Genomic DNA, 16,321 nt, shown 5'->3' with positions numbered 1-16,321 from the left:
ATGATGCATAACCATGTCTTGCGCAGCGTGCGCTACATGCTGGATTTGAGCGAAGGTCAGTTGATTGAGATCCTTAAAACGACCGGTACGCCTGTCAGCCCTGAAGTGATGTCACGTTACCTGAAAAAAGAAGACGAAGAAGGCTACATGGAAGTGCCAGACGAAGTGATGGCGAACTTCCTTAATGGCCTGATCACCTTCAAACGCGGTAAAGACGATCGCTTCCCGGCACCGGAAGTAGAAAAGCGTCTGACCAACAACATCATGCTGAAAAAATTGCGTGTGGCGTTTGAGCTGAAAACCGAAGACATGATTTCCGTGCTGACTGCGGCAGATTTCAAAGTCTCCGAAGGCGAACTGAGTGCGTTCTTCCGCAAGGAAGGCCATAAAAACTACCGTCCTTGCGGCGATCAGGTAATGCGTTATTTCCTGAAAGGGCTGACGGCGAAAGTGCGTCCTAAGAAGGGCTGAATATAAAGTATTCATGAAATAAATATTTTCACAGAGAATACTTCATTAGTGAATAATAAGCGGGAGCCTCAAAAAAGGCTCCCGTTTTACGTTTATTGATTCTGTAATTGCGGAATTTAGTTATTTCCTTTCTCACTTCACGTTTTTCCAGTTTATTTTTGACAGGATATTAATCCGGAAACTATCTTCATCCCTCGCCGTAATACCTCTGGGCACTATTTCAAAAAAAATAAAACACCGCTGTTAATTGAAGGGCAGCGGTTAAATTTTATAGTGAAAAGGATATCTTTTTATGACAAAAATTAAAGCGCTGGCCTTGTTCGTTGGATTTGCCGTTTCGGGTTCTTCTGTGGCTGCGGCGTCTCAAAGCAGTCTGGAAGCCCGCATGGCGCAGCTCGAACAGCGTCTGCAGCAGGCAGAAACGCGAGCAGAAACGGCAGAAAAGCAAATTGAGCAGCTCAAACATCAGGACATCAAACGCGAACAGGAAATTGCTATCGTCAAAGAAGCTAATCCTGTTGAAGTTAAAAAAGATGGAATATCGAAAGACAAATTATTAACACTTAATGGATTCGATAATTTAAAACTGTATGGCGATGTGGAGTTTAATATCGACGGCGCAAGTCGTACAGGGCAATTAACCTCTGTGCGAACCAGTGACAATAAAAACTGGAAGCCGGGAAATAATGAACGCTGGGATGTTAACGGACGGTTATTAATCGGGCTGGATGGTTATCGCCGTAATGATAATGGCCAGTTCTCCGGTTTCTCTGTACAGCCAACGGCTGACCTGAATGGCTCGATGAATCTTGATGATGCCGCCTTCTTCTTCGGTGAGGAAAAAGACTGGATGGCAAAAATCGGTCGTTTCGAAGCCTACGATATGTTCCCGCTTAATCAGGATACCTTCATCGAATACTCCGGGAATACCGCCAACGACTTGTACGCCGATGGTTATGGCTATGTCTATATGATGAAAGAAGGGCGCGGGCGTAGTGACAGCGGCGGCAACATCATGCTGAATAAAAATATCGGCAACTGGTATTTCGAGCTGAATACCTTGCTGGAAAACGGTTCAGCCTTGTTTGCCGATCAAAACTATCATGGCAACGAACTTGAGAATGACAAAAACGTTGCCTATCTGCGCCCGATCATTGCCTGGAAAGGGGATGCCTTCTCAGTCGCGGCGGCAATGGAAACCAACGTGGTGAACAACGCGTATGGTTACACCAACGATAAAAACGAATTCGTCGATCAGTCCAAACGTAATGGTTATGGCCTGACAATGACCTGGGACGGCCAGAAAGCTGACCCGGAAAATGGCGTGATAGCAAACCTGAGCACGGCGTATATGGACGCGTCAGATGAGAAGGACTTCACCGTCGGTGCCAATGCGTTGTGGAAAAACTTCGAACTGGGTTACATCTACGCGCACAACAAAATTGAAGACTTTAATATCGAGGGGGTCCGCGCATCTGATTACGACGATGACTGGTTCGATGAGCCGGGCAACTACGACATCCATACCGTTCACGCCAGCTACCTGATCCCGAACGTCATGAACATGGAAAACTTCAATGTTTATCTGGGCGCGTACATCTCCATGCTGGAAGCGGATAAAACTTACAGCAGCGATGATGACAGTGACCAGAGGTATGGGGCGCGTGTCCGCTTTAAATACTACTTCTAAATTACCCGTCATATTTCGCGCTGCAGATGCGTTGGTTGCACTCACTCACCCCGGTCGCTTAGTTATCTAAGCTCCCGGGGATTCATGAGCTTACCGCCTTTCTGCAACACGAACTATTTAGGGTAATACTTGTGTATCTTCACAAATAATAAAAGCCTGAGTGCGTAAACACTCAGGCTTTTTTATGACTTAACCGTTAAATCAGGCAGCTTCGGTGTGGCGGGGTTTTGCCTCAGCCTTTTTTACGCTGTCTTTCTCCGCTTCTGGTTTTTGCGCAGCCAGGGCGTCCGGCTCAAACTCATCGACATTGATTGAACGCAGACGGCTTTCTTCCGCACGACTCAGGATACGCGCATCGTCGGCGCTCAGATGACCAGCATCCAGACCTTTTTGCGCCAGAATATCCAGACGGGTGAACGGCAGCTTTTTACCCATCGCGTCGCACAGACGTTTGTGAACCGGCTCAGCGGCCAGAATATCCTGCAACGCTTCTTCCAGCAGACCGACCGGATTGTGCTCGCTTGGCGTCAGATACTGACCACGACCGATGCGGCTGCGGGTCGCGGAAGGCACCTGAAGAATACGTGCCAGTTCATGATCAAGTCGGTCAGACGGTGCGGCGTGTGAAAGGCCCAGCGGGAAAATCACCAGACGCATCACACCCGCCACGAAACGGTTCGGGAAGTTACGCAACAAATCGTCGATAGCCACTTCAGCCTGATGCAGACAATCCTGCACGCCCCAGTGAACCAGCGGTAAATCCTCTTCGTTACAGCCTTCTTCGTCATAACGTTTCAGCGTTGCCGTCGCCAGATACATCTGGCTGAGGATATCGCCGAGACGGGCGGAAATACGTTCGCGACGTTTCAGACTGCCGCCGAGCACGCCCATGGAAATATCAGACAGCAGCGCCAGGTTGGCGCTCAGACGGTTGATGTGCTGATAGTAACGCGCCGTTTTATCGTTAACCGGTGTATCGCTGGTGCGACCGCCGGTCAGACCGAGCCAGAAGCTGCGCATATTGTTACTGCCGACATGGCCGATGTGTCCGAAGAGTGCACGGTCGAAATCAACCAGATCGTTTTTCTCAGCCGCCGCCATTTCACGCAGAACATAAGGATGGCAGCGGATCGCGCCCTGACCGAAGATGATCATGCTGCGGGTCAGAATGTTGGCACCTTCCACGGTAATCGCAATTGGCGCGCCCTGATAAGAACGGGCCACAAAGTTGCTGGTGCCGAGCATAATGCCTTTACCGCCTGTGATATCCATCGCATCCATCACGGCGCGCTGGCCGCGGTGAGTACAGTGGTATTTCACGATAGCCGACAGCACCGCCGGTTTTTCGCCGAGCATAATGCCGTTGGTAATCAGGGTTGCAGCGGCGTCCATCACATAAGCGTTACCGGCAATGCGTGCCAGCGGTTCTTCGATGCCTTCCATTTTGCCGATAGGCAGTTTGAACTGACGGCGGATATAGGCATATGCGCCAGTCGCCAGCGCCAGAGATTTCAGGCTACCCGTGGAGTTAGACGGCAGGGTAATACCACGACCCACAGACAGACATTCCACCAGCATACGCCAGCCCTGACCGGCCATTTTCGGGCCGCCAATGATGTAGTCGATCGGCACGAAAATATCGTGGCCGCGCGTCGGACCGTTCTGGAACGGCACGTTCAGCGGGAAGTGACGATGACCAATTTCGACACCGGCGGTGTCGGTTGGGATCAGCGCACAGGTAATGCCCAGTTCGGTTTCGTTGCCGAGCAGATGATCGGGATCTCTCAGTTTAAACGCCAGACCCAGCACGGTGGCGATAGGGGCCAGCGTGATGTATCGCTTGTTCCAGGTCAGACGCATACCGAGGACTTCTTTACCCTGCCACTGGCCTTTACAGACGATACCGAAATCCGGAATAGCGCCGGCATCAGAACCCGCTTCCGGGCTGGTCAGGGCGAAACAAGGGATTTCAAGACCTTCGGCCAGACGCGGCAGATAGTGATCTTTCTGCTCCTGTGTGCCGTAATGTTGCAACAATTCGCCCGGGCCGAGGGAGTTCGGCACACCGACGGTGATCGCCAGAATACCGGATACACCGGCCAGTTTTTGCAACACACGTGCCTGAGCGTAAGCGGAGAATTCCAGGCCGCCGTATTCTTTCTTAATGATCATCGCGAAGAAGCGATGTTCTTTCAGATACGCCCACAGTTCAGGCGGCAAATCTGCCAGTTCATGGGTTATCTGGAAATCATTCGCCATGCGACAGGCTTCTTCAACCGGCCCGTCAATAAAGCGCTGCTCTTCTTCGGTCAGTTGCTGTTCAGGGTAATCCTGCAATTTTTTCCAGTCAGGCTTACCGCCAAACAGATCGCCTTCCCACCAGGTCGTCCCGGCTTCAATGGCTTCTTTTTCCGTACGTGACATGGCCGGCATCACTTTACGGAAGGTGCGCAGGGCAGGGGCTGAGAACAATGAACGACGCAGGGCAGGAATATTGAACGGCAGCAAAATGATCGCCAGCGGCACCAGAAGCCACAGCGTCCACAAATTAATGGCACCCATGGCAGCGGTAAACGCCAGTAAAATCAGGCTGCTAAGGGCAAGATTGACCTTGTGGTAGAACAACACACCAAGGATCACGACAAATGCAACAATGCTAAGAACCATCATAGTAAAGCTCCTGAGTAGTAGGAGGTCTGACCTGTTGTAGGGATACAATGGTTTTAGTTCATGCTCATTTCTTTATCAATGTGTTTACATACTAATTACAACGCAGCTCACAAACCGGCCGCACGAAGCGTCAAAAATAGAAACTATCGGAATCATTACCGCTTCATTGCTTCTCGCTGTTTCGGCTTTCCGTTAAACTGCACAGCGGAACGTTTTATTGCTATCGGCCGTGCGTAAACCGGCTGCAAATGGACATAAAAGAGGCTGCTATGTACCAGGATATTATCCGTACTGAACTGAACGAAGCTGCTGATACGCTGAATAAATTCATCAGCGATCCGGCAAATATTGAGTCTATTCAACGTGCAGCAGTGCTGCTGGCAGATTCATTCAAAGCGGGTGGGAAAGTGATTTCCTGCGGCAACGGCGGTTCACATTGTGACGCCATGCATTTCGCGGAAGAGCTGACAGGCCGTTATCGTGAAAACCGTCCGGGCTATCCGGCGATTGCCATTTCTGACGTCAGCCACATCTCCTGCGTCGGCAACGATTTCGGTTACGAATACATTTTCTCTCGTTACCTGGAAGCCGTTGGCCAGAAAGGTGACGTTCTGCTGGGGATCTCCACTTCCGGCAATTCTGGTAACGTGATCAAAGCTATCGAAGCTGCCCGCGCTAAAGGCATGAAAGTCATTACCCTGACCGGTAAAGATGGCGGCAAAATGGACGGCTCAGCCGACGTGGAAATCCGCGTTCCGCACTTTGGTTTCGCTGACCGCGTGCAGGAAATCCACATTAAAGTGATTCATATCCTGATTCTCTTAATCGAAAAAGAGATGGTCAAGGCATAAGATTTTTGCCGTAAAGGAGGCAGGTGATGTGCGAATTGCTCGGGATGAGCGCTAACGTCCCTACTGATATTTGTTTCAGTTTCAGTGGATTAGTGCAGCGCGGTGGCGGGACTGGTCCGCATAAAGACGGCTGGGGCATTACCTTTTATGAAGGCAATGGCTGTCGTACTTTTAAAGATCCGACGCCAAGTTTTAATTCGCCCATTGCCCGCCTTGTTCAGGAATATCCGATCAAATCCTGCGCGGTGATTTCTCATATTCGTCAGGCAAACCGTGGCGAAGTGGCGCTGGAAAATACCCATCCGTTTACCCGCGAACTGTGGGGACGCAACTGGACTTACGCGCACAACGGCCAGCTTCGCGGTTACCGCCAGCTGGATACCGGCACGTTGCGCCCTGTCGGTCAGACAGACAGTGAATACGCTTTTTGCTGGTTGCTGCATAAACTCACCCAACGTTATCCGCGCCGCCCTGCAAGCTGGCCGCCGGTGTTTCGCTATATCGCGTCGCTGGCTGATGAGTTACGGCAGAAAGGGGTGTTTAACATGTTGCTGTCGGACGGCAATTTCGTGATGGCATACTGCTCGACGAATTTGCACTGGATCACGCGGCGGGCACCTTTCGGAAAGGCAACGTTGTTGGATCAGGATGTGGAAATTGATTTTCAGCAGCAGACGACACCGAATGATGTCGTCACCGTGATTGCCACGCAACCGCTAACCGCAAACGAAACCTGGAACAAGATTGCCCCAGGTGAGTTCGCGTTATTTCATCGGGGCGAACGCCAGCTGTGAGGACAGCGGGGTGTTAGACAACGGCTGCAGCACTTCATATTTACCGTCAGTAACCACAACATTCGGTGGCTGATGGTGTTTCTCAAAGTACGCATATCCCGGCTGCAACTGGCTCCAGAAGCTGTAGTAGCTTGAGTTTTTGTGTGCTTTCATGTTGGCATCGGTCATTTTGAACGGATAAATGCTGATCTGCAGATTACGTTGCCCGAACTGGAATGCCGCCTGCACATAGGTAAAGATTTCGTCCATGTAGCCGTCGGTCATGGCGTAGCAACCGATAGACTTACAGTTTCCGTGGATCATCAGATACTTACCCGAATAGCCCTGCGAGATGTCGTAAGCATTGGGGAAACCGATGTTGATGGCGCGATAAAAGCGGCTGTCAGGTTTCAGGTGGTGAATATCCACGTTGTAGAAACCTTCCGGGCTTTTGAAATCACCTTCGCGACGTTTATTTCCCAAACCGCCAGAAAAATCGCAGATGCCGTAACTGCCGATCAGACGAAATTCGCCGTCGAGCTGGGCATACAATTCGAGTTTACGTTCTTGTTTGAAGATCTGGATATAAACCGGAGCGCCTAACAATTGCTTTTTAAGCGTCGCGTTGACCGGGACAGCATCGCTGGCCACGGCGTAATTTGCTGTAAATAAAGGCAAACTGAGGAGCATCGCAAGAAACAGCGCGATTCTGATCATTCTAAATCCTGCTTGGTAATAATGTCGATTATTTTGTCTACAGCGGAACTGCCTGTAAGACCGCCACTGATTTTCTTCTTATGTACTGCCTGTCTGAAACGATGCCATATTAATACTGATTAATTTTTTAGCAATCACCAAATAATGAATAATGAATTTCACAATCGGAAATTTATTACCTTGCCATGAATGGTGATTAATTAAGCGAAATTAACCAACATTTTCTGTGTTGGAAATCTCCACACTCAACTGTATACTTATACAGTCATTGGGGGAGGGCTATGCGTAAAATCATTCATGTGGATATGGACTGCTTTTTCGCGGCCGTCGAAATGCGCGACGATCCTTCTCTGCGCGATATTCCAATCGCTATCGGCGGCAGTCGTGACCGCCGTGGCGTCATCAGTACCGCCAATTATCCTGCCCGCAAATTTGGCGTACACAGCGCAATGCCTACCGGCATGGCCCTGAAACTGTGCCCGCATCTGAAAGTCATTCCCGGCAGAATGGACGCCTATAAAGAAGCGTCAAACCACATTCGTGAAATCTTCGCGCGTTATACGCCATTGATTGAACCGTTGTCACTCGATGAAGCTTATCTGGATGTTTCCGACGCCACCCAATGCAATGGTTCCGCCACGCTTATCGCCGCTGAAATTCGTCAGGCCATTTTCGATGAAATCAATCTGACGGCTTCTGCGGGCATTGCGCCGATAAAATTTCTGGCAAAAATCGCCTCAGACCTGAATAAACCCAACGGCCAGTTTGTGATTACGCCCGATAAAGTGGACGCGTTTTTACAAGATTTGCCGCTGAGTAAAATCCCCGGCGTCGGCAAAGTCACCGCCCAGCGGTTGCAGGAGCAGGGGTTGATCACCTGCGGTGATGTACAGCGTTACGATCTGGCGAAACTGCTCAAACGCTTTGGCAAGTTTGGACGCGTGTTGTGGGAACGCTGTCAGGGGATTGATGAGCGCGAGATTTCCCCCGAGCGGTTGCGTAAATCCGTCGGTGTGGAACGTACGCTGGCCGAAGATATTCACAGCTGGGAAGAGTGCGTGGCGCTGATCGAACGTTTGTACCCCGAACTGCAAACGCGCTTAAGCCGCGTCAGCCCGGATCTGCGCATTGCGAGACAGGGTGTAAAACTCAAATTTCATGATTTCCAGCAGACCACGCAGGAGCACGTGTGGCCGGTGCTGAATAAAGAAGATTTACTGAAAGTCGCGCGTGATGCCTGGGAACAGCGGCGTGGCGGAAGGGGAGTCAGGCTGGTGGGGTTACATGTGACGTTGCAAGATCCGCAGATAGAGCGGCAGCTTCTTTTGGATTTGAGCTCCCCCCCTACGAAGTCTCTTGATCAGGAGATCTGATCAAGAGACAGTCGCAGGGGAGGGAGCAAAACGATTTATCTTGAGCTTTCCCCTTCGCAGGGGATCGATCGAGTATTAACCGCGTTCAGGAATCGCTTTCAGCAGGGCCGTCAGCAGTTTCCAGTACAGCTCGACGCTGGCAATTTCAACCTGCTCATCCGGCGAGTGCGGGCCGGTGATGGTTGGCCCGATGGAAACCATGTCCATGTCCGGGTACGGTTTTTTGAACAGACCGCATTCCAGACCGGCGTGGATCACCATGATGTTCGGGGTTTTATTGAACAGCGTCTGGTAAGTTTCACGCACCAGCGTCATCACCGGTGAGCTTGGCTCAGGTTTCCAGCCAGGGTAGCTGCCTTTTGCCAGACTTTTCGCGCCAGCCAGTTCACTCAGTGAATTAAGCATGCTGACCACATATTCTTTGCCGCTGTCGATAAGAGAACGGATCAGACTGTTGATCGCTACTTCGTCATCTTTCATGGTGACAACACCGACGTTCAGCGAGGTTTCTACCACGCCTTTCACGTCATCACTCATGCGGATCACGCCGTTTGGCGTCGCGTTCAGCAGGGCAAGGAATTTACCCTGAGTTTCTGCGGTCAGCGCTTTCGCGTTGCTTTCAGCCGCTTCTGCCACCAGAGCAATTTTCTTCTCAACCGCTGACAGTTCGAACTGAATGGTCGCCAGGAATTCCTGTGCTGCCGCTTTCAGTGCGTCTGTTTTATCCGCAGCAACGGCCAGAGTTGCAATCGCTTCACGCGGGATGGCGTTACGCAGTGTGCCGCCGGTGAAATCCAGCAGACGCAGGCCCAGTGTCTCGGCGTTGTCTGCCAGGAAACGCGCCAGCAGTTTGCTTGCGTTACCCAGACCTAAATGGATATCAGCGCCGGAGTGGCCGCCTTTCAGTCCCTTCAGGGTCAGCTTCAGCGTCGTGAAACCAGCCGGAACCGCTTCACGGCTCAGTGGCAGTGTGGCGGTAAAATCAATGCCGCCGGCGCAACCCATGTAGATTTCGCCTTCGGTTTCTGAATCGGTGTTGATCAGGATTTCAGACTGTAACCAGTCTGGTTGCAGGCCGAATGCGCCTGCCATGCCGGTTTCTTCGGTCATGGTCAGCAGCACTTCCAGCGGACCGTGCTCTACGCTGTCATCAGCCAGAACCGCCAGCGCGGACGCCATGCCGATGCCATTGTCAGAACCCAGCGTGGTGCCGCGGGCTTTTACCCAACCGTCTTCGATGAACGGCTGGATCGGATCTTTAGTGAAATCATGAACGGTATCGTTGTTTTTCTGCGGCACCATATCGAGGTGCGCCTGCAGGGCAACGGCTTTGCGGTTTTCCATGCCTTTCGTGGCCGGTTTACGCAGCAAAATGTTGCCGACTTCATCACGCTCAGCGTGGATACCCTTTTCCTGTGCCCATTCAACGATGTGTTTTGCCAGTTCTTCTTCATGATAAGAAGGGTGCGGAATTGAACAGATTTTGGCAAAAATATCCCACAACGGTTGTGGCGAAAGCTGAGACAGTTCAGACACTATAAGTCTCCTGTAACAGTCAGCTCATTCAGGCTCCGTTTGCAGGGGAACTGATTGAGATGCTGTAGGTTTAAGGTTAAGTAATCCCCGCCAGACTGTGTGGCGAGTGGCCTGACAGAATATCACTTAATCTTAACCTGTGCGCGGGGACGGGGAGAAATTCCGGGTTTTTTGGGGCGCTTTGACCAGATAATCGCTGGTTTTTGTGAGACGGACTCACTATAATCTCGCGCAACCTTTTTTCCCCCCATTATTTATTTAGAAGCCGTTAATTCACTGGCTGGGACACCTTTATGAGCGAAAAATACGTTGTAACCTGGGACATGCTGCAAATCCACGCCCGCACCATGGCTAAACGCCTGCTGCCGGCAGAACAATGGAAAGGCATTATTGCCGTCAGCCGTGGCGGTCTGGTCCCTGCAGCGTTGCTGGCTCGCGAGCTGTGCATCCGCCATGTCGATACCGTGTGTATCTCCAGCTACGACCATGATAATCAGCGCGAAATGCAAGTGCTGAAACGCGCAGAAGGCGACGGTGAAGGCTTCATCGTGATCGACGATCTGGTTGATACCGGCGGCACCGCGAAAGCGATCCGCGAAATGTACCCGAAAGCACATTTCATCACCATCTTCGCCAAACCTGCTGGCGCACCGCTGGTCGATGATTACGTCATCGACATTCCGCAGAACACCTGGATCGAACAGCCGTGGGATATGGGGGTCATCTTTGTGCCTCCATTAGTGGGTAAGTAATTTTCCCTTAGTGTTTATAAACGCCTGGCTTATTGCCGGGCGTTTTGCTTTTGTTGACTTGAAATCCTTTCCGCTTGACCTCACCCCTCACTTGTCGCAACGTGGTCGGGTTATAATCCCGTCCAGAAATGATCGCCTGCGGGCGACCTGCTGCTTGCTAACGGAGGATCTTGCATCATGGCTCCAGCCAACCTTACGGAAAAACTGTTTAAACCTTCCTTTAAATATCCGGAAACTTCGACGCTGGTTCGTCGCGTTCATCATCATAATACGCACCCGCCGATGCACACTGCGCTGGAAGGCGACACGGTAAATTGCTGGTACAGAACCATTAACCGCCTGATGTGGATGTGGCGGGGTGTCGATCCTTTAGAAGTCGAAGAAGTGCTGTCGCGGATTGCAGTTTCCAAAGCCGAGCACAGCGATCCGCTGTTGCTGGACACCGTCATTGGCTACCGTAACGGCAACTGGGTTTACGAATGGTCAAATCAGGCGATGGCGTGGCAGCAAAAAGCCGCAGAAGAAAAAGATCCGAACCTTGCCAGCGAATACTGGCTGAAGGCGGCGAACCTTTACAGCATCGCCGGTTATCCGCATCTGAAAGGCGATACGCTGGCAGAGCAGTCAGAAGTACTGGCCAATAAAGCCTTTGAGAAATCGTCAGAACATTCGCCGTATTCTCTCAAAGAGATCGAATTCAAAATTCCGGGCGGCGCGCCGATCACCGGTTTCCTGCACCTGCCGAATGAAGGCAAAGCGCCGTTCCCGACCGTTATGGTGTGCGGCGGTCTGGATACCTTGCAAAGTGACCATCAGCGTCTGTTCCGTTCTTATCTGGCGCCGATGGGCATTGCGATGCTGACCATCGACATGCCGTCGATCGGGTTCTCGTCGAAGTGGAAACTCACCCAGGACACCAGCTTCCTGCATCAGCAGGTATTGCACCAGCTTGCCGATGTGGCGTGGGTCGATGCCAGCCGTGTCAGCCTGCTCGGTTATCGTTTTGGCGCGAACGTTGCTGTGCGTCTGGCCTATCTCGAACCGCGCCGTGTGTGTGCCGTTGCCACATTAGGCGCGCTGGTGCATTCATTGCTGAGCGATCCGAAATGTCAGGAACAGGTTCCCGATATGTATATGGATGTGCTCGCGAGCCGGCTGGGGATGTCGAGCGCGTCGGATTCGGCGCTCAAGACCGAACTTAATCGATATTCTCTGAAAATGCAGGGGCTGCTGGGGCGCAGAACGCCGACGCCAATGCTGGCCGCGTACTGGGAAAACGACATATTCAGTCCGAAGGCGGAAGCCAGATTGATTGCGGATTCTTCATCTGAAGGCAAGCTATTACCGATTCAGAACGAGCCGCTTTATGAGCATTTTGACAAGGCTTTGCATGAGATTTGTGAGTGGTTGCAAAAGCATATGCGTTAACTTAATGGTTGCTAATTCCTAACGTTTTGCTAAAAAGGATCGTCTTTCTATGGAGGTTGTACTATGACGTTACCAAGCGGTCATCCTAAAAGCAGGCTAATGAAACGTTTCGGTACACTGGGACCGTACATCAGAGAAGGAAAATGCGAGAACGACCGCTTTTTCTTTGACTGCTTAGCTGTCTGTGTGAACGTGAAGCCCGCGCCGGAAAAGCGTGAGTTCTGGGGCTGGTGGATTGAGTTGCAGGCTGAAGCCGAACGTTTTACCTATGTTTATCACTTCGGTTTGTTCGATAAAGACGGCATCTGGAAAGCGCAAAACATTAAAGATGCTGAAGTGCGTGAGAAGCTTGAGACGACATTGAAAGGGTTCCACAAGAATCTCAACAAGATGATTGAAGAGATGTCCCTCAAACTGGAACCTGCTGATGATTTCAGCGAAGAACCCGTGAAGCTCTCCGCCTGACTTTCTGTACTACCCATTCCCATACTGAATGCTGCTATTATAGCGTTATGCCGGTTGGCATAACGCTTCTCCCCTGTTAAAAAGACACAGAAGCACTTCTTATTCACACTAATGGAACGATTATGAGTGGTAGCCAGACACTGGTTGTAAAACTGGGCACCAGCGTGCTCACTGGCGGTTCACGCCGCCTCAACCGTGCTCACATTGTTGAGCTTGTCCGCCAGTGCGCGCAGCAACATGCGGCAGGGCATCGGATTGTGATTGTGACCTCGGGCGCCATTGCCGCCGGGCGTGAACATCTTGGCTACCCCGAACTCCCCGCCACCATTGCTTCCAAACAACTGCTGGCTGCCGTCGGGCAAAGCCGTTTGATCCAGCTGTGGGAGCAATTGTTCTCTATTTATGGCATCCACATTGGTCAGATGCTGCTGACGCGTGCCGATATGGAAGACCGCGAGCGGTTCCTCAACGCCCGCGACACGATGCATGCGCTGCTTGATAACCATATCGTGCCGGTGATTAACGAAAACGATGCAGTGGCGACGGCTGAGATCAAAGTCGGTGATAACGACAATCTTTCCGCGCTGGCCGCTATTCTGGCCGGGGCCGATAAATTGCTGCTGCTGACCGATCAGCGTGGTCTGTTTACCGCCGATCCGCGCACCAATCCGCAGGCCGAGCTTATCCGTGAAGTCATGACGATTGATGACGAACTGCGCGGTGTGGCGGGTGACAGCGTTTCCGGGCTGGGTACCGGTGGCATGGCGACCAAATTGCAGGCGGCGGATGTCGCGTGCCGTGCGGGCGTCGATACCATTATTGCCGCAGGCAACCTGCCGGGTGTGATTGGTGATGTGATTAATGGCGTGTCCGTCGGCACACGTTTCCACGCGATGGAAACCCCGCTGGAGAACCGTAAACGCTGGATCTTCGGCGCACCGCCAGCCGGTGAAATCACCATCGACGACGGCGCGGTTTCCGCCATGATGGAGCGCGGCAGTTCACTGCTGCCAAAAGGTATCCGCGAAGTGAAAGGCGATTTCTCGCGTGGCGAAGTGATCCGCATCCGCAATCTGAACGGACGCGATCTTGCGCACGGTGTCAGCCGCTATAACAGCGATGCGATGCGCATGATTGCCGGTCATCACTCTCAGCAGATCAGCGAAATTCTCGGTTACGAATACGGCCCGGTTGCCGTGCATCGTGACGACATGATTGTCAGTTAAGGAGCCACAGATGCTTAACGAGATGGGCAAGGCCGCGAAAGCCGCGTCCTGGCAGCTCTCCACCCTCAGCACCGCGCAGAAAAATCGTGCGCTGATGCTGATGGCCGACATGCTTGAGGCCAACAGCCAGAGCATTATTCTTGCCAACGAACTCGACATGTCCGCCGCCCGCGAAAGCGGCATGAGCGAAGCCTTATTAGACCGGCTGCTGCTGACGCCCGCGCGCTTATCGGCCATTGCCAGCGACGTGCGCGATGTCTGCCGCCTGAGCGATCCGGTCGGGCAGGTGATTGATGGTTCACAGCAGGACAGCGGTTTGCGTCTCGAACGCCGCCGTGTGCCGCTCGGCGTGATCGGCGTGATTTATGAAGCGCGCCCGAACGTCACCATCGATGTCGCCAGCCTGTGCCTGAAAACCGGCAACGCCGTGATCCTGCGTGGTGGCAAAGAAACGCACCACACTAATCAGGCGACGGTTAACGTCATCCAGATGGCGCTGGAAGAGTGCGGGCTGCCGAAAGCGGCGGTTCAGGCGATTGAAAGCCCCGATCGCGCACTGGTCGCAGAACTGCTGCGTCTGGATAAATACGTCGACATGCTGATCCCACGCGGTGGCGCGGCGCTGCATAAACTGTGCCGCGAACAATCCACCATTCCGGTGATCACCGGCGGTATCGGTGTGTGTCATACATTTGTGGATGAAAGCGCAGATTTCGACAAAGCGCTGACCGTGCTGGAAAGCGCCAAAGTGCAGCGTCCGAGCGCCTGTAACAGCCTGGAAACCGTGCTGGTGCATCAGGCGATTGCCGCACGTTTCCTGCCGGAGCTGAGCGACAAAATGCACCGCGCTGGCGTGACGTTACACGCCAGCGAATCCGCAATGCCGTATCTGCAAAACGGCCCGGCGAAAGTGCTGGCGGTAACTGAAGAAGATTATTCAGATGAATGGCTGTCACTGGATCTGAACGTGACGGTTGTCGCCGATCTGGACGCCGCCGTGGCGCATATCCGCACCTACGGCACCGAACATTCCGATGCGATCCTCACGCGTTCTATCAGCAGCGCGGACAGGTTTGTACGTGAAGTGGATTCCTCGGCGGTGTACGTCAACGCCAGCACCCGTTTCACCGACGGCGGACAGTTTGGTTTAGGCGCAGAAGTGGCGGTCAGTACTCAAAAACTGCACGCCCGCGGCCCGATGGGATTAGAAGCCCTGACGACCTACAAATGGATTGGTTACGGCGACGATTTAGTCCGTCCGTAACAGTGAGCACCGGTGGATTTGTAGTCATGAAGCCGGTGCTAATCCCCTATTTTGCATAGGGTGATGAGAAAAGCAGCAAACGCACTGCAGGGGGCTTGACGGCAGCGTCATATTTCACTAATTTAGCACCCCGTAGTCCCCCGGTAACACTCCAAAATGCCGACTTAGCTCAGTAGGTAGAGCAACTGACTTGTAATCAGTAGGTCACCAGTTCGATTCCGGTAGTCGGCACCATTTCTATCTTATACTTTCTTAGTTTTAATCCATTTTCTATTTCGCATCAGCTCCTTTATTGCTTCAAAATTTACATAAGATTCCTTTTTTGCTAATTAATTTTGATCGCCTAGTAAAGGCATATCTAAAAAAGGTCAGAATAGCCTGCTGGCAGAGCTGCGCATTAGCAACGTTAAGGTCATATTTTCGTCTCGTACTATCGACACTATAAAGTCAGCTCATCCATCCTTAGAAATAATCCCTTTAAGCTCTTCAGGGGTAAAAGGGGGGATCCGTTTATGCAACATCGCATGGCAGTTCGGACACACCGGGACGAGATCTTTTATCGGGTCAACTCGATAATTCTCTTTGATTGTTGAGAGGGGTATCAAATGATGGATATGAATAAATCCTTCGCCGATTTCGCCATATATTTTACAGAAATCAATATTGCATACTTGGCAATTTGTACCGTGGTGGGCTATCGCGGACTTCCTTGCGTTAATATCTCTTTCATAAAGGTTAACAGTGATTTGTTTTGTCGAACCTTCCCAAAACTGATCGGTGCTATGTAATTCATCAGGATGATCATTATTCGTAGAAAAGTATGCTTTTCCCTTTTTAATTCTGATTTCGAAGCCTTGATTTGTAAGTAATTTCACGCATTTAGATTTTATTCCTCCTGTGAAATCCTCTGGAGTAAACTCAACTCCGGTCAGTTTGGTCGCTGCAATACCTACGATGGCCTTTGGAGGGTAGCTTAGCCCATCATGCATAACGTCATAAATACGAGAAGCATCAAACTTGTGCGAGATGCCGCTGTTATAAGCGTGAATAGCCTCGATGATTTGCTGGCGTGAAATAAAATCGGGTAAAAGCTTCGGCATTTTTT

The 16,321-nt window shown here is 51.7% G+C and carries 14 protein-coding genes and 1 tRNA gene; 11 read left to right on the top strand and 4 right to left on the bottom strand.

Annotated elements, in window-relative coordinates; translation table 11 throughout:
* Positions 1 to 471 (top strand): DUF1456 family protein, encoded by a 471-nt coding sequence (locus tag ACM615_RS04420; RefSeq protein ID WP_095923134.1) that lies wholly within the window; start codon positions 1 to 3, stop codon positions 469 to 471.
* A gap of 292 nt (positions 472 to 763) precedes the next feature.
* Positions 764 to 2,161, top strand: coding sequence for a carbohydrate porin (locus ACM615_RS04415; RefSeq protein WP_112290553.1), 1,398 nt, complete (start codon positions 764 to 766; stop codon positions 2,159 to 2,161).
* 201 nt (positions 2,162 to 2,362) lie between these two features.
* Here ACM615_RS04415 and fadE read toward each other — a convergent pair whose 3' ends face one another.
* The gene (gene fadE, locus ACM615_RS04410) at positions 2,363 to 4,831 is read right to left on the bottom strand and encodes an acyl-CoA dehydrogenase FadE (RefSeq protein ID WP_431011504.1); all 2,469 of its coding nucleotides are present in this window, start codon (positions 4,829 to 4,831) and stop codon (positions 2,363 to 2,365) included.
* Between the two features lie 269 nt (positions 4,832 to 5,100).
* Here fadE and lpcA point away from each other — a divergent pair, with 269 nt between their 5' ends.
* Together lpcA and ACM615_RS04400 are read left to right on the top strand one after the other, a co-directional pair.
* Positions 5,101 to 5,682: a D-sedoheptulose 7-phosphate isomerase gene (lpcA, locus tag ACM615_RS04405; protein ID WP_095923131.1), complete on the top strand. Its 582-nt coding sequence runs from the start codon at positions 5,101 to 5,103 to the stop codon at positions 5,680 to 5,682.
* A 26-nt stretch (positions 5,683 to 5,708) separates the two neighbouring features.
* Positions 5,709 to 6,476, top strand: coding sequence for a class II glutamine amidotransferase (locus ACM615_RS04400; RefSeq protein ID WP_112290550.1), 768 nt, complete (start codon positions 5,709 to 5,711; stop codon positions 6,474 to 6,476).
* Here the strand turns inward: ACM615_RS04400 and dpaA are convergent.
* Positions 6,447 to 7,172: a peptidoglycan meso-diaminopimelic acid protein amidase gene (gene dpaA / locus ACM615_RS04395; protein WP_112290549.1), complete on the bottom strand. Its 726-nt coding sequence runs from the start codon at positions 7,170 to 7,172 to the stop codon at positions 6,447 to 6,449. The two genes, ACM615_RS04400 and dpaA, sit on opposite strands and share 30 nt — an antisense overlap.
* Positions 7,173 to 7,453: 281 nt before the next feature.
* On the opposite strand from dpaA, the gene dinB reads away from it, so the two are divergent.
* The gene (dinB, locus tag ACM615_RS04390; RefSeq protein ID WP_431011503.1) at positions 7,454 to 8,545 is read left to right on the top strand and encodes a DNA polymerase IV; all 1,092 of its coding nucleotides are present in this window, start codon (positions 7,454 to 7,456) and stop codon (positions 8,543 to 8,545) included.
* 75 nt (positions 8,546 to 8,620) lie between these two features.
* On the opposite strand, the gene pepD is transcribed toward dinB, so the two are convergent.
* Positions 8,621 to 10,081: a beta-Ala-His dipeptidase gene (gene pepD, locus ACM615_RS04385; protein WP_112290919.1), complete on the bottom strand. Its 1,461-nt coding sequence runs from the start codon at positions 10,079 to 10,081 to the stop codon at positions 8,621 to 8,623.
* A gap of 293 nt (positions 10,082 to 10,374) precedes the next feature.
* Here pepD and gpt point away from each other — a divergent pair, with 293 nt between their 5' ends.
* The 6 genes from gpt to ACM615_RS04355 all read left to right on the top strand — a co-directional run bounded on the left by gpt (position 10,375) and on the right by ACM615_RS04355 (position 15,450).
* The gene (gpt, locus tag ACM615_RS04380; protein ID WP_112290918.1) at positions 10,375 to 10,833 is read left to right on the top strand and encodes a xanthine phosphoribosyltransferase; all 459 of its coding nucleotides are present in this window, start codon (positions 10,375 to 10,377) and stop codon (positions 10,831 to 10,833) included.
* A gap of 177 nt (positions 10,834 to 11,010) precedes the next feature.
* Positions 11,011 to 12,261 carry an esterase FrsA gene (gene frsA / locus ACM615_RS04375; RefSeq protein WP_112290916.1) on the top strand — a complete coding sequence of 417 codons (1,251 nt, stop codon included), beginning with the start codon at positions 11,011 to 11,013 and terminating at the stop codon, positions 12,259 to 12,261.
* A 63-nt stretch (positions 12,262 to 12,324) separates the two neighbouring features.
* Positions 12,325 to 12,726: a sigma factor-binding protein Crl gene (gene crl / locus ACM615_RS04370; protein ID WP_112290914.1), complete on the top strand. Its 402-nt coding sequence runs from the start codon at positions 12,325 to 12,327 to the stop codon at positions 12,724 to 12,726.
* Between the two features lie 122 nt (positions 12,727 to 12,848).
* The gene (gene proB / locus ACM615_RS04365; RefSeq protein WP_112290913.1) at positions 12,849 to 13,952 is read left to right on the top strand and encodes a glutamate 5-kinase; all 1,104 of its coding nucleotides are present in this window, start codon (positions 12,849 to 12,851) and stop codon (positions 13,950 to 13,952) included.
* Between the two features lie 10 nt (positions 13,953 to 13,962).
* Positions 13,963 to 15,216, top strand: coding sequence for a glutamate-5-semialdehyde dehydrogenase (gene proA / locus ACM615_RS04360; protein ID WP_112290911.1), 1,254 nt, complete (start codon positions 13,963 to 13,965; stop codon positions 15,214 to 15,216).
* A 158-nt stretch (positions 15,217 to 15,374) separates the two neighbouring features.
* Positions 15,375 to 15,450, top strand: a tRNA-Thr gene (locus ACM615_RS04355).
* 218 nt (positions 15,451 to 15,668) lie between these two features.
* On the opposite strand, the gene ACM615_RS04350 is transcribed toward ACM615_RS04355, so the two are convergent.
* Positions 15,669 to 16,316, bottom strand: a complete 648-nt coding sequence (locus ACM615_RS04350) for an HNH endonuclease (protein ID WP_431011502.1) — start codon at positions 16,314 to 16,316, stop codon at positions 15,669 to 15,671.
* Positions 16,317 to 16,321: the final 5 nt, after the last annotated feature.

The organism is Rahnella sp. PAMC25617 (assembly GCF_050606005.1).
Lineage (GTDB): Bacteria > Pseudomonadota > Gammaproteobacteria > Enterobacterales > Enterobacteriaceae > Rahnella > Rahnella variigena.
The sequence above is the reverse complement of the archived record's forward strand: the minus strand, read 5'-3'. Positions and strand labels throughout refer to the sequence as shown.